The organism is Pseudomonas alcaligenes (assembly GCF_014490745.1).
Taxonomy (GTDB): domain Bacteria; phylum Pseudomonadota; class Gammaproteobacteria; order Pseudomonadales; family Pseudomonadaceae; genus Aquipseudomonas; species Aquipseudomonas alcaligenes_C.
Window position 1 is genome coordinate 2,030,318 of sequence record NZ_LZEU01000001.1, and the last position, 13,223, is coordinate 2,043,540.

Consider the following 13,223-nt stretch of genomic DNA (forward strand, 5'->3'; position numbering starts at 1 on the left):
TACAAATGATGTATCCAGGCAATACTCTCAGTGGAGTGATCATGAACGCGATGGCGGCCCTTCGGCAGTATCAAACCGTCAATACCCAGGCCCAGCTGGCCGATGCCAGCCCTCATCGTCTGATCCAGATGCTGATGGAAGGCGGCCTGTCGCGTCTGGCTCAGGCCAAGGGCGCCATGCTGCACGGGCAGATCGCGGTGAAGGGTGAGCTTCTGGGCAAGGCCATTGCTATCATTGGCGGCCTGCGCGAGGGGCTCGATCAGAAGCAGGGCGGCGAGATCGCCAGCAACCTGGACAGCCTCTACGAGTACATGGTTTCTCGCCTCAGCGAGGCCAACCTGAATAATGATGTGGCCCTGATCGATGAAGTCGCCGATCTGCTGCGTAACGTGAAGACCGGCTGGGATGCCATCAGCCACTGATGCCGTCTGCGGTTCGAGGGGAAATGCCATGAGCGCAACTGTTCAACGTCTCGAAGCGACCGGTACTGCCCTGCGTGATGCGCTTGCGCGGCGCGACTGGACGGCTATCGGCGCGCTCGATGCGCAGTGCCGTCAGGCCGTCGATGAGGCGATGGTGGAGGCCGTCAACGATGACGGCATCCTGCGCGAGCGCATGCAGGAGCTGCTCGATCTGTATCGTGAGCTGGTGACCATCTGCCAAACCGAACAGCGCCGCCTGGCGGCCGAACTGGTTCAGCTCAACCAGTCGCAGCAGGGCGCCAAGGTTTACCAGCTGTTCAGCTGAGGCTCGTCGAGCCTCGGCTTCTGCTCTTTTCCGCAGTCGCTGTAACTTTTCCTGGATTTCTTTGAAAAAAACGCAGAAAAGTTACGTCATAAAATTGACTCACGCCTGATTTTTGACTTTACTAGTGGCCAATTGCCGGTGTCGCCTGCCTTTTTGTCGGGCGATCTATCTTTCCAGCCTGCGAGCCAGACCAGAACAAGATGTGGCGCGAAACCAAGATCCTTCTGATTGACGACAATAGTGAGCGCCGCCGCGATCTGGCGGTGATCCTCAGTTTCCTGGGCGAAGATCACCTGTCCTGCGGCAGCAATGACTGGCGCGAGACCGTGAGCAAGCTGGAGTCCAGCCGCGAGGTGCTCAATGTGCTGCTGGGTGACGTCGGCGCCAAGGGAGGCACCCTGGAGCTGCTCAAGCAGCTCGGCGCCTGGGATGAAAACCTCCCCCTGCTGCTGATCGGTGAGCCGGCTCCGGCCGAGTGGCCGGAAGACCTGCGGCGCCGGGTGCTGGCCAGCCTGGAGATGCCGCCCAGTTACAACAAGCTGCTCGACTCCCTGCACCGTGCCCAGGTCTACCGCGAGATGTACGACCAGGCCCGCGAGCGCGGCCGTCAGCGCGAGCCCAACCTGTTCCGCAGCCTGGTCGGCACCAGCCGTGCCATCCACCAGGTGCGCCAGATGATGCAGCAGGTGGCCGATACCGAGGCCAGCGTGCTGATCCTCGGCGAGTCCGGCACCGGTAAGGAAGTGGTGGCGCGCAACCTGCACTATCACTCCAAGCGCCGTGAAGCGCCGTTCGTGCCGGTCAACTGCGGCGCGATTCCGGCGGAGCTGCTGGAGAGCGAGCTGTTCGGTCACGAGAAGGGCGCCTTCACCGGCGCCATCACCAGCCGTGCCGGGCGTTTCGAGCTGGCCAATGGTGGCACCCTGTTCCTCGACGAGATCGGCGACATGCCGCTGCCGATGCAGGTCAAGCTGCTGCGCGTGCTGCAGGAGCGCACCTTCGAGCGGGTCGGCAGCAACAAGACCCAGTCGGTGGACGTGCGCATCATCGCCGCTACCCACAAGAACCTGGAGAAGATGATCGAGGAGGGTACCTTCCGCGAGGATCTGTACTACCGCCTCAACGTCTTCCCGATCGAGATGGCGCCACTGCGCGAGCGGGTGGAAGACATTCCGCTGCTGCTCAACGAGCTGATCTCGCGCATGGAGTTCGAGAAGCGTGGCTCCATCCGCTTCAACTCCGCCGCCATCATGTCGCTGTGCCGGCATGACTGGCCGGGCAACGTGCGCGAGCTGGCCAACCTGGTCGAGCGCATGGCGATCATGCATCCCTACGGTGTGATCGGCGTCGGCGAGCTGCCGAAGAAATTCCGCCATGTCGACGACGAGGACGAGCAGCTGGCCATCAGCCTGCGTGAGGAACTGGACGAGCGCGCGGCGATCGGCGCCGGCCTGCCGGGCATAGCCAACACGGCGATGCTGCCGCCGGAGGGGCTGGATCTCAAGGATTACCTCGGCAACCTCGAGCAGGGCCTGATCCAGCAGGCGCTGGACGACGCCGGCGGGGTTGTGGCGCGTGCCGCCGAACGTCTGCGCATTCGCCGCACCACGCTGGTTGAGAAGATGCGCAAGTACGGCATGAGTCGTCGCGACGAGGAGGTCGGCGAGGAGGACTGAAGTCCGTCGCCGAACCCGCCCATAGAGCCGGAGCTTTGACACAGCCTCCGGCTTTATTTTTTAAGTTGCTGATAAATATAGATATTATTTTAGGCATGGGGATTGCTAAGACTCTTCTGACTGACCGTCTGCTGACGGTTTGCCAGCAGAGAGAAGAGCATGAACCCAGCAGCGCAACAGCCCGCCAATCCTGAGAACGTCGCCGACGCCGCCGTCGAGCAGACCAGTCGCGCCAGCCTGGAGCAGGCCTTTGCCCTGTTCAACCAGATGTCGACGCAGCTCAGCAGCTCCTACAGCATGCTCGAGGCGCGCGTCAGCGAGCTCAAGGGCCAGCTGGCCCTGGTCAGTGCCCAGCGCATGCAGGAACTGGCAGAGAAGGAGCGCCTGGCGCATCGCCTGCAGAGCTTGCTGGATCTGCTGCCAGGCGGGGTGATCGTGATCGATGGCCAGGGTGTGGTGCGTGAGGCCAACCCGGTAGCCCGCAGCCTGCTCGGCAAGCCGCTGGTGGGCATGCTCTGGCGCCAGGTGATCGCCACCAACTTCGCGCCGCGCAAGGATGACGGTCACGAGATTTCCCTCAAGGATGGCCGCCGGCTGTCCATCGCCACCCGCTCCCTGCATGGCGAGCCGGGGCAGCTTGTGCTTTTGACTGACCTGACGGAAACCCGTCGCCTGCAGGATCAGCTGTCGCGCCACGAGCGCCTGTCCGCCCTGGGGCGCATGGTTGCCTCGCTTGCCCATCAGATCCGTACACCGCTGTCCGCTGCGCTGCTGTATGCCAGTCATCTGTCCGAGCAGGTGCTGCCGCAGGAGCAGCAGCAGCGCTTTGCCGGACGCCTGAAGGAGCGCCTGCACGAGCTGGAACACCAGGTGCGCGACATGCTGGTGTTCGCCCGCGGCGAGCTGCCGTTGCCGGATCGCCTGGCACCGCCGGCACTGTTCGAGGCCCTGCGCGCGGCTGCCGAGCCTCATGTGCAGGGCATGCAGGTGCGCTGGCAGTGCGACGCCCGTGGCGGTGACCTGCTGTGCAACCGCGATACCCTGGTCGGCACCGTGCTCAACCTGATACAGAACTCGATCCAGGCCGGTGGTCGCGAGACCCGCCTGAAGATCCATCTCTATGCGCGTGGCAGTACCTTGCGCCTGAGCGTCAGCGACAGCGGCCCGGGCATCGACAAGGCCACCCTGGCGCGCCTGGGCGAACCCTTCTTCACCACCAAGACCACCGGTACCGGCCTCGGCCTGGCCGTGGTGCAGGCGGTGGTGCGTGCCCATCAGGGCGAGTTGCAGCTGCGTTCGCGGGTGGGCCGCGGCACCTGCGCCATTCTCGTTCTGCCGCTGATTCCGGCGGCACAACCGGTTTTTCAGGAGTAAGCCATGACTGCCAAGGTTCTGCTGGTCGAAGACGACCGTGCCCTGCGCGAAGCGCTGGCCGATACGCTGCTGCTCGGCGGCCATGACTACCGCGCGGTGGAGTGTGCCGAGGATGCCCTGCTGGCCCTGGGCGAGGAGGTGTTCAGCCTGGTCATCAGCGACGTCAACATGCCGGGCATGGATGGCCATCAGCTGCTGGGGCAGATCCGCGCGCGCTACCCGCAGTTGCCGGTACTGCTGATGACCGCCTATGGCGCCGTCGAGCGTGCCGTGGAGGCGATGCGCCAGGGCGCTGCCGATTACCTGGTCAAACCCTTCGAACCGCGCACGCTGCTTGATCTGGTCGGCCGCCATGCCCTGGGTCGCCCGAGCGTGGCCGAAAGCGACGGCCCGGTGGCCAGCGAGCCGGCCAGCCAGCAGTTGCTGGAGCTGGCCGCCCGGGTCGCGCGCAGCGATTCCACCGTGCTGATTTCCGGCGAGTCCGGTACCGGCAAGGAAGTCCTGGCACGCTACATTCACCAGCAGTCGCCGCGTGCCGCTAAGCCGTTCATCGCGATCAACTGCGCGGCGATTCCGGACAACATGCTCGAGGCCACCCTGTTCGGCCACGAGAAGGGCGCCTTCACTGGCGCCATTGCCGCCCAGCCAGGCAAGTTCGAGCTGGCCGACGGCGGCACCATCCTGCTCGACGAGATTTCCGAGATGCCGCTGGGCTTGCAGGCCAAGCTCCTGCGCGTGCTGCAGGAGCGCGAAGTGGAGCGGGTCGGGGCGCGCAAGCCGATCGAGCTGGATATCCGTGTGCTGGCCACCACCAACCGCGACCTGGCGGGCGAAGTGGCGGCGGGGCGTTTCCGTGAAGACCTCTACTATCGCCTGTCGGTATTCCCGCTGGCCTGGCGTGCCCTGCGCGAACGGCCCGCCGATATTCTGCCGCTGGCCGAGCGGCTGTTGGCCAAGCACGTCAAAAAAATGAATCATGCGGCCGTACAGCTTTCGCCGCAGGCCCGCGCTGCGCTGCTCGGGCATGCCTGGCCGGGCAACGTGCGCGAGCTGGACAACGCCATCCAGCGCGCACTGATCCTGCAACAGGGCGGGCAGATCCAGCCGCACGACCTGTGCCTGACCGCGCCGATCGGCATGGCGCCGAGCGCGCCGTCGCCGGTGAGCCTGGCGGTGGTGGCGCCGGTGGCACCGGTGGCACCGGTGGCTCCGGTGATTCCCCTGGCCAGTGTGCCGGTGGCGCTGGAAAGTCCGCAGGCCGAAGCGGCCGGCGCCCTTGGTGAAGACCTGCGTCGCCGCGAGTTCCAGCTGATCATCGATACCCTGCGCGCCGAGCGCGGCCGCCGCAAGGAAGCCGCCGAGCGTCTGGGCATCAGCCCGCGCACCCTGCGCTATAAGCTCGCGCAGATGCGTGACGCAGGCATGGATGTCGAGGCCTACCTGTACGCCAGCTGATCATCCCGGAGTTCTACGCAAGACCCTCTCTTGGCCCGCCCCGTGCGGGCCCTTTGTTTTCTGGAGAGTTGGCATCCTTGTTGCTCTAACCCCTGCATAGAGCCGCGAAGCGTCAAAAAACCGCGGACGTCGGAGGAAGGTCATGAGCCAGGGTGTCGAATTCAATCGCCTGATGTTGGAAATGCGCTCCATGCAGATGGAAGCCATGGCCAAGCAGAAGCCAGCGGCAGTTGCCGCGCCGGAGCCGGGTGCGCCGAGTTTCTCGGAGATGCTCGGCCAGGCCGTGGGCAAGGTGAATGAAACCCAGCAGGCGGCTACCCAGCTGGCCACGGCTTTCGAGATGGGCCAGGGCGGCACCGACATCACCGATGTGATGATCGCTTCGCAGAAGGCCAGCGTGTCCTTCCAGGCCATGACCCAGGTACGCAACAAGCTGGTTCAGGCGTATCAAGACATCATGCAGATGCCGGTTTAACGGGGCGGATTTGAGACATGGCTGAAGCAGTCGCAGCAAACGTACCGGCAACCACGGGCGAGGCGGTAAAGAAACCGCTGTTCGGTCTGTCGTTCCTGGAAAACCTCTCGGACATGTCGATGCTGCGCCAGATCGGCCTGCTGGTCGGCCTGGCCGCCAGTGTGGCGATCGGTTTCGCCGTGGTGCTGTGGTCGCAGCAGCCGGATTACCGCCCGCTGCTGGGCAACCTGTCGGGCATGGACACCAACCAGGTGGTCGAAACCCTCAACGCCGCCGACATTCCCTACACCGTCGAGCCGAACTCCGGGGCACTGCTGGTCAAGTCCGACGACCTCGGTCGGGCTCGCATGAAGCTGGCCGCTGCCGGCGTGGCGCCGAGCGACGGCAACGTCGGTTTCGAGATTCTCGATCAGGAGCAGGGCCTGGGCACCAGCCAGTTCATGGAGGCGACCCGTTATCGCCGCGGCCTGGAGGGCGAGCTGGCCCGCACCATCTCCAGCCTGAACAACGTCAAGGCCGCCCGTGTGCACCTGGCCATCCCGAAAAGCTCGGTGTTCGTTCGCGACGAACGCAAGCCGACCGCCTCGGTGCTGGTCGAGCTGTACCCGGGCCGTTCCCTGGAGCCAAGCCAGGTGATGGCCATCGTCAATCTGGTGGCGACTAGCGTGCCCGAACTGACCAAGTCGCAGGTCACCGTGGTCGACCAGAAGGGCAACCTGCTGTCCGACCAGCAGGAGCTGTCCGAGCTGACCATGGCCGGCAAGCAGTTCGACTACACCCGGCGCATGGAGAGCATGTTCACCCAGCGCGTGCAGAGCATTCTCGAGCCGGTGCTGGGCAATGGCCGCTACAAGGCGGAAGTGTCTGCCGATGTCGACTTCAGTGCGGTCGAGTCGACTTCCGAGATGTTCAACCCGGATCAGCCGGCCCTGCGCAGTGAGCAGAAGGTCAATGAAGAGCGTTCCAGCAGCCTGCCGCCGCAAGGCGTGCCGGGTGCCCTGAGCAACCAGCCGCCGGGCGCCGCCTCGGCTCCGCAGCAGGCCGCTCCGGCCGCGCCGGCACCGGCCGGCCCGGTGGCCGCCGGCCAGCCGCTGCTGGACGCCAACGGCCAGCAGATCATGGATCCGGCCACCGGTCAGCCGAAGCTGGCACCGTACCCGGCGGACAAGCGCGAGCAGTCCACCCGCAACTTCGAGCTGGATCGTTCGATCAGCCACACCAAGCAGCAGCAGGGCCGCCTCAAGCGCCTGTCGGTGGCGGTGGTGCTGGATGACCAGGTGAAGATCAATGCCGAAACCGGCGAAGTCAGCCACAGCCCCTGGGGCGCCGAGGACCTGGCCCGTTTCACCCGCCTGGTACAGGATGCGGTGGGTTTCGATGCCAGCCGTGGCGACAGCGTCAGCGTGATCAACGCGCCGTTTACCAGCGACACTGGCGACAGCGTCGATGTGCCGTGGTACCAGAGCGAGCTGTTCCTGATGGCCATGGGCGGGCTCAAGCAGCTGCTGCCGGCACTGATGATCTTCATCCTGGTGTGGTTCGTGCTGCGCCCGGTGATGAAGAACATTGCCAACCCGGCGCGTTCGGGCGACGGCGAGGGCGGCGACGTCGAGCTGGGCGACATGGGGGGCCTGGAAGGCGAGCTGTCGGCCGACCGGGTGAGCCTGGGTGGCCCACAAAGCATCCTGCTGCCGAGCCCCTCGGAGGGGTATGATGCACAACTGAACGCCATCAAGAGTCTGGTGGCGGAAGATCCGGGCCGCGTCGCCCAGGTTGTGAAAGAGTGGATCAACGCCGATGAGTGACAATCGCCCCGCCGCCAAGCTGAACAAGGTCGAGAAGGCCGCCATTCTCCTGCTCTCGCTCGGTGAGACCGATGCCGCCCAGGTGCTGCGTCACCTCGGGCCGAAGGAAGTGCAGCGGGTCGGCGTGGCCATGGCCGGCATGCGCAACGTGCAGCGCGAACAGGTCGAGCAGGTGATGGGCGAGTTCGTCGACATAGTCGGCGACCAGACCAGCCTCGGCGTCGGCGCCGACAGCTACATCCGCAAGATGCTCACCCAGGCCCTGGGCGAGGACAAGGCCGGCAACCTGATCGACCGCATCCTCCTCGGCGGCAGCACCAGCGGCCTGGACAGCCTGAAGTGGATGGAGCCGCGCGCCGTGGCCGACGTGATCCGCTACGAACACCCGCAGATCCAGGCCATCGTGGTCGCCTATCTCGACCCCGACCAGGCCGCCGAAGTGCTCAGCCACTTCGACCACAAGGTGCGCCTGGACATCGTCCTGCGCGTGTCCTCGCTGAACACCGTGCAACCGGCGGCGCTCAAGGAACTCAACCAGATCCTCGAGAAGCAGTTCTCCGGCAGCGCCAACACCACCCGCGCCAACCTCGGCGGGGTCAAGCGTGCGGCAGACATCATGAACTTCCTCGACAGCTCGCTGGAAGGCCAGCTGATGGACTCGATCCGCGAGGTCGACGAAGACCTTTCCGGGCAGATCGAAGACCTCATGTTCGTCTTCGACAACCTGGCCGATGTCGACGACCGCGGCATCCAGGCGCTGCTGCGCGAGGTGTCCTCGGACATCCTGGTGCTGGCGCTCAAGGGCGCCGACGAGGCGATCAAGGAAAAGGTCTTCAAGAACATGTCCAAGCGCGCTGCCGAGCTGCTGCGCGACGACCTCGAGGCCAAGGGCCCGGTGCGCGTCAGCGAAGTGGAGACGGCGCAGAAGGAAATCCTCACCATTGCCCGGCGCATGGCCGAATCCGGCGAGATCGTCCTCGGCGGTGCCGGTGGCGAAGCGATGATCTGAGGCGGCGACCATGGCACCCAAGGAAGCGCCCAGCGAGCTGATTCGCGCCAAGGACGTCAGCGGCTTCGACCGCTGGTCGCTGCCGAGCTTCGACCCCGAGGTCGAGGTGCTGGCCGAGCCGGAGCCCGAAGTGGTGGCCGCGCCGGAGCCGGAACCGGAGCCGCAGATCGAGGAAGTGGAGGTCGAGGCGGTCAAGCCGCTGACTCTCGACGAGCTCGAGGCGATTCGCCAGGACGCCTACAACGAAGGTTTCTCCGCCGGCGAGAAGGACGGCTTCCATGCCGGCCAGCTCAAGGCCAAGCAGGAAGCCGAAGTGGCTCTGGCCGCCAAGGTGGCGCAGCTGGAGCAGCTGATGGGCAACCTGATGGAGCCCATCGCCGGGCAGGATCAGGAGCTCGAGCAGGCGCTGGTCGAGCTGATCAGCCAGATGACCCGCCAGGTCATCCAGCGCGAGCTGAGCACCGACTCCAGCCAGATCCGCCATGTCCTGCGCGAAGCGCTCAAGCTGCTGCCGATGGGCGCCAGCAATATTCGCATCCATGTTCACCCGCAGGACTTCGAACTGGTCAGGGCCCTGCGCGAGCGCCATGAGGAAAGCTGGCGCATCCTCGAAGACGAGTCGCTGCAGCCGGGCGGCTGCCGGGTCGAGAGCGAGAGCAGCCGCATCGACGCCAGCGTCGAAACCCGCCTGGCCCTGGCCCTCAAGCAGCTGTTCGAGCAGCAGCGGGCGCAGACCACCAATCCGCCGGAAGCGGATCTCCACCTCGATCTCGAGCCGCCCCGTGCGCCTTGATCGCATCAGTTTTGCCAAGCGCCTGGCCGGTTACAGCGAGGCCATCGAGCTGCCCAGCCAGCCGGTGGTCGAGGGCCGTCTGCTACGCATGGTCGGCCTCACCCTGGAAGCCGAAGGCCTGCGCGCGGCCCTGGGCAGCCGCTGCCTGGTGATCAACGATGACAGCTACCATCCGGTGCAGGTGGAAGCGGAAGTCATGGGCTTCTCCGGCAACAAGATCTACCTGATGCCGGTTGGCAGTCTGGCCGGCATCGCCCCTGGCGCCCGTGTGGTGCCGCTGCCGGACACCGGCCGCCTGCCGATGGGCATGTCCATGCTCGGCCGTGTGCTGGATGGCGCCGGCCGCGCCCTGGACGGCAAGGGTGGGATGAAGGCCGAGGACTGGGTGCCGATGGACGGCCCGACCATCAACCCGCTCAACCGTCACCCGATCAGCGAGCCGCTGGATGTCGGCATCCGCAGCATCAACGGCCTGCTCACCGTCGGCCGTGGTCAGCGTCTGGGCCTGTTCGCCGGTACCGGCGTGGGCAAGTCGGTGCTGCTGGGCATGATGACCCGCTTCACCGAGGCCGAGATCATCGTGGTCGGGCTGATCGGCGAGCGCGGTCGCGAGGTCAAGGAGTTCATCGACGAGATCCTCGGCGAGGAGGGCATCAAGCGCTCGGTGGTGGTCGCCTCGCCAGCCGACGACGCGCCGCTGATGCGCCTGCGCGCGGCCATGTACTGCACACGCATCGCCGAGTATTTCCGCGACAAGGGCAAGAATGTTCTGCTGCTGATGGACTCGCTGACCCGCTTCGCCCAGGCCCAGCGCGAGATCGCCCTGGCCATCGGCGAGCCGCCGGCGACCAAGGGCTATCCGCCCTCGGTGTTCGCCCGCCTGCCGCGCCTGGTGGAGCGTGCCGGTAACGCCGAAGCCGGTGGCGGCTCGATCACCGCGTTCTACACCGTATTGAGCGAGGGCGACGACCAGCAGGATCCGATCGCCGACGCTGCCCGCGGGGTGCTCGACGGCCACTTCGTGCTGTCGCGCCGGCTGGCCGAGGAAGGTCATTACCCGGCCATCGACATCGAGGCCTCGATCAGCCGGGTCATGCCGCAGGTGGTCAGCGCCGAGCACATGAAGCTGGCCCAGCGCTTCAAACAGCTATGGTCGCGCTACCAGCAGAGCCGCGACCTGATCAGTGTCGGCGCCTATGTGCCGGGCGGCGATGCCGATACCGACCTGGCGATTGCCCGCCAGCCGGCCATGGCCCGCTACCTGCGCCAGGGCCTGAGCGAGAGCGAGGGCATGAGCGACAGCCAGCTGCAGCTGGCCCAGGTGTTCAACCCGACGGCGGCCGGCGGTTGATCCATGGCCAATAGCCGTGCCGCGCGCCTGGCGCCGGTGATCGAGATGGCCGAACGCGCCGAGCGCGAGGCCGCGCGCCAGCTGGGCCACTGCCAGGGCCTGCTGAGCAAGGCCGAGATGCAGCTGGGCGAGCTGGAGCGCTACCGCGGCGACTACCAGCAGCAATGGATCACCGAGGGCAGCAAGGGTGTCTCCGGGCAGTGGCTGATGAACTACCAGCGTTTTCTCTCGCAACTGGAAACCGCCATCGGCCAGCAGCTGCAGACCGTCAACTGGCACCGCGACAACCTGCGCAAGGCGCGCGATGTCTGGCAGCAGCGCTACGCGCGTCTGGAGGGGCTGCGCAAACTGGTGCAGCGCTACCTCGACGAGGCGCGTCTGGCAGAGGATCGGCGCGAGCAGAAACTGCTCGATGAGCTGGCCCAGCGCCTGCCCAATCGCGATCAGAGCTGATTGGCGGTTGCCGCGACCCCATCCGGGTGCTAAATCTTTCCAAGCCCAGCCGAATAAAATCCACAAGGAGTGCTTCATGGCCATTACCGCGCTGTCTTCAAGCGACGGACAGGAACTGACCATCCACATTCAGGGGCGATTCGACTTTTCCGCGCATCAGGAATTTCGTGATGCCTACGAGCGGGTGAGCGCCACACCGAAGCGCTATGTGGTCGATCTCAAGGGCGCGACCTACCTCGACAGTTCGGCACTGGGCATGTTGCTGCTGCTGCGCGACCACGCTGGCGGCGATCATGCGCGCATCAGTCTGGTCAACTGCAACCCGGATGTGCGCAAGATTCTCTCGATTTCCAATTTCGAACAGCTGTTCCAGATCGGCTGAGCGCCAGCATGCCCACGCGTCTGTCCATCCTGATCGCCGAGGACAACGCGGCGGACAGGATGCTGCTGTCCACCATCGTCAATCGCGAAGGGCACCGGGTGCTCACTGCCAGCAATGGCCTGGAGGCCTTCACCCTGTTTCTCCAGGAGCGTCCGCAGCTGGTGCTGATGGATGCGCTGATGCCGGTGATGGACGGCTTCGAGGCCGCGCGGCGGATCAAGGATGCCACCGGCGACGCGCTGGTACCGATCATCTTCCTCACCTCGCTGACCGAGAGCGAGGCCCTGGTGCGTTGCCTGGAGGTGGGTGATGACTTCCTCGCCAAGCCCTACAACCGGGTCATCCTCGAGGCCAAGATCCGCGCCATGGATCGCCTGCGTCGCCTGCACGACACCGTGCTGCAGCAGCGCGACCTGATCGCCAAACACAACGAGCACCTGCTCACCGAGCAGCGGGTGGCCAAGGCAGTGTTCGACAAGGTGGCTCACTCCGGCTGCCTCAACGCCCCCAATATCCGCTACCTGCAGTCCCCCTTCGCCCTGTTCAACGGCGACCTGCTGCTGGCCGCCTTCAAGCCGTCCGGCGGCATGCATGTGTTCCTCGGCGACTTCACTGGCCACGGCTTGCCGGCGGCAATCGGGGCGATGCCGCTGGCCGAGGTGTTCTACGGCATGACCGCCAAGGGTTTTTCCATGACGGAAATCCTTCGCGAGATGAATGCCAAGCTCAAGCGCATCCTGCCGATCGGGGTGTTCTGCTGCGCCACGCTGTTCAACCTGAGTTTCCAGCGGCGGGTGGTCGAGGTGTGGAACGGCGGCCTGCCGGATGGCTACCTGTATCGCCATGCCAGCGGCGAGCGGGTGCCGCTGGTGTCGCGCCATTTGCCGCTCGGCGTGCTGGAGCCGACCTCGTTCAACGACAGCATCGAGGTCTTCGCGCTGGAGGAGGGTGATCGCCTGTTCCTGTTCTCCGACGGCGTGCTGGAAACCTGCGACGCCAGCGGCCAGATGTTCGGCGAGCAGCGCCTGCAGTCGGTGTTTGCCGCCGGGCATGCCCCCGAGCGCCTGTTCGACGAGCTGCAAGCGGCGCTGGCGGCCTTTCGCGGCGAGGCGCAGGACGACGTCAGCATGCTCGAAGTGTGTCAGGTCGCCGAAGGCAGCCTCAGCCGCCCGCCGCTGGCCTTTACCGACAGCGGCCAGAGCAGCCCGCTGGACTGGTCGGCCAGCTTCGAGTTCCGCGCCGAGACCCTCAAGCGCTTCAACCCGCTGCCGTTCCTCCTCCAGCTGCTGCTGGAGGTGCAGGGCCTGCGGGCCCAGGGTGGGGCGTTGTACACGGTGCTGGCCGAGCTTTATTCAAATGCCCTGGAGCACGGTGTGCTGGGCCTGGACTCGAGCCTGAAGCGCAATGCCAGTGGCTTTGCCAGCTATTACCGTGAGCGTGGCGAGCGTTTGCAGGGGTTGCAGCAGGGCTTCGTGCGCTTCCACCTGCAGGTGGTGCAGGAGAATGGCGGTGGCCGCCTGCGGGTCAGCGTCGAGGACAGCGGCGGTGGCTTCGATCTGGCCCGGGTGCTGAATGTCGAGCGCGCCGCCGACAGCCTCAGTGGGCGCGGCCTGCGCCTGATTCGCCAGTTGACCGACCAGTGTCAGTGGGCGGCGGACGGGCGGGGCGCCAGCGTGGAGTTTTGCTGGAAGGCTCAGGCATAA

13 protein-coding genes are annotated in these 13,223 nt (G+C 65.6%); all 13 read left to right on the plus strand.

The features are described from left to right. The first annotated feature begins 41 nt into the window (after positions 1–41). Positions 42–422, plus strand: a complete 381-nt coding sequence (gene fliS / locus A9179_RS09190; RefSeq protein WP_187805516.1) for a flagellar export chaperone FliS — start codon at positions 42–44, stop codon at positions 420–422. A gap of 28 nt (positions 423–450) precedes the next feature. Next, on the plus strand, positions 451–747 hold the full coding sequence (locus tag A9179_RS09195; protein WP_187805517.1) for a flagellar protein FliT: 297 nt from the start codon (positions 451–453) through the stop codon (positions 745–747). 200 nt (positions 748–947) lie between these two features. After that, complete coding sequence (locus A9179_RS09200) at positions 948–2,423, plus strand: sigma-54 dependent transcriptional regulator (protein WP_187805518.1); 1,476 nt, start codon at positions 948–950, stop codon at positions 2,421–2,423. A gap of 159 nt (positions 2,424–2,582) precedes the next feature. Continuing rightward, entirely contained in the window at positions 2,583–3,797 is a 1,215-nt protein-coding gene (locus tag A9179_RS09205; RefSeq protein ID WP_187805519.1) for a sensor histidine kinase, read from the plus strand. A 3-nt stretch (positions 3,798–3,800) separates the two neighbouring features. After that, positions 3,801–5,252, plus strand: a complete 1,452-nt coding sequence (fleR, locus tag A9179_RS09210; protein WP_187805520.1) for a sigma-54-dependent response regulator transcription factor FleR — start codon at positions 3,801–3,803, stop codon at positions 5,250–5,252. Between the two features lie 142 nt (positions 5,253–5,394). Further along, positions 5,395–5,727: a flagellar hook-basal body complex protein FliE gene (gene fliE, locus A9179_RS09215; RefSeq protein WP_187805521.1), complete on the plus strand. Its 333-nt coding sequence runs from the start codon at positions 5,395–5,397 to the stop codon at positions 5,725–5,727. A gap of 119 nt (positions 5,728–5,846) precedes the next feature. Then, positions 5,847–7,532 (plus strand): flagellar basal-body MS-ring/collar protein FliF, encoded by a 1,686-nt coding sequence (gene fliF, locus A9179_RS09220; RefSeq protein ID WP_394354757.1) that lies wholly within the window; start codon positions 5,847–5,849, stop codon positions 7,530–7,532. Next, the gene (gene fliG, locus A9179_RS09225; RefSeq protein WP_187805523.1) at positions 7,525–8,541 is read left to right on the plus strand and encodes a flagellar motor switch protein FliG; all 1,017 of its coding nucleotides are present in this window, start codon (positions 7,525–7,527) and stop codon (positions 8,539–8,541) included. The genes fliF and fliG overlap by 8 nt, the downstream gene beginning before the upstream one ends. A gap of 10 nt (positions 8,542–8,551) precedes the next feature. Further along, positions 8,552–9,334: a flagellar assembly protein FliH gene (gene fliH / locus A9179_RS09230; protein WP_187805524.1), complete on the plus strand. Its 783-nt coding sequence runs from the start codon at positions 8,552–8,554 to the stop codon at positions 9,332–9,334. Then, on the plus strand, positions 9,324–10,685 hold the full coding sequence (gene fliI, locus A9179_RS09235; protein WP_187805525.1) for a flagellar protein export ATPase FliI: 1,362 nt from the start codon (positions 9,324–9,326) through the stop codon (positions 10,683–10,685). Before fliH ends, fliI begins: the two co-directional genes overlap by 11 nt. A gap of 3 nt (positions 10,686–10,688) precedes the next feature. Continuing rightward, positions 10,689–11,138, plus strand: coding sequence for a flagellar export protein FliJ (gene fliJ, locus A9179_RS09240; RefSeq protein ID WP_187805526.1), 450 nt, complete (start codon positions 10,689–10,691; stop codon positions 11,136–11,138). 76 nt (positions 11,139–11,214) lie between these two features. Further along, complete coding sequence (locus A9179_RS09245) at positions 11,215–11,520, plus strand: STAS domain-containing protein (protein WP_187805527.1); 306 nt, start codon at positions 11,215–11,217, stop codon at positions 11,518–11,520. Positions 11,521–11,528: 8 nt separating this feature from the next. Continuing rightward, complete coding sequence (locus A9179_RS09250; protein ID WP_187805528.1) at positions 11,529–13,223, plus strand: fused response regulator/phosphatase; 1,695 nt, start codon at positions 11,529–11,531, stop codon at positions 13,221–13,223.

Coding starts and splice junctions, on each gene's coding strand:
- fliS (WP_187805516.1), top strand. CDS start 42: ATGAACGCGATGGCGGCCCTTCGGCAGTATCAAACCGTCAATACCCAG.
- A9179_RS09195 (WP_187805517.1), top strand. CDS start 451: ATGAGCGCAACTGTTCAACGTCTCGAAGCGACCGGTACTGCCCTGCGT.
- A9179_RS09200 (WP_187805518.1), top strand. CDS start 948: ATGTGGCGCGAAACCAAGATCCTTCTGATTGACGACAATAGTGAGCGC.
- A9179_RS09205 (WP_187805519.1), top strand. CDS start 2,583: ATGAACCCAGCAGCGCAACAGCCCGCCAATCCTGAGAACGTCGCCGAC.
- fleR (WP_187805520.1), top strand. CDS start 3,801: ATGACTGCCAAGGTTCTGCTGGTCGAAGACGACCGTGCCCTGCGCGAA.
- fliE (WP_187805521.1), top strand. CDS start 5,395: ATGAGCCAGGGTGTCGAATTCAATCGCCTGATGTTGGAAATGCGCTCC.
- fliF (WP_394354757.1), top strand. CDS start 5,847: ATGCTGCGCCAGATCGGCCTGCTGGTCGGCCTGGCCGCCAGTGTGGCG.
- fliG (WP_187805523.1), top strand. CDS start 7,525: ATGAGTGACAATCGCCCCGCCGCCAAGCTGAACAAGGTCGAGAAGGCC.
- fliH (WP_187805524.1), top strand. CDS start 8,552: ATGGCACCCAAGGAAGCGCCCAGCGAGCTGATTCGCGCCAAGGACGTC.
- fliJ (WP_187805526.1), top strand. CDS start 10,689: ATGGCCAATAGCCGTGCCGCGCGCCTGGCGCCGGTGATCGAGATGGCC.
- A9179_RS09245 (WP_187805527.1), top strand. CDS start 11,215: ATGGCCATTACCGCGCTGTCTTCAAGCGACGGACAGGAACTGACCATC.
- A9179_RS09250 (WP_187805528.1), top strand. CDS start 11,529: ATGCCCACGCGTCTGTCCATCCTGATCGCCGAGGACAACGCGGCGGAC.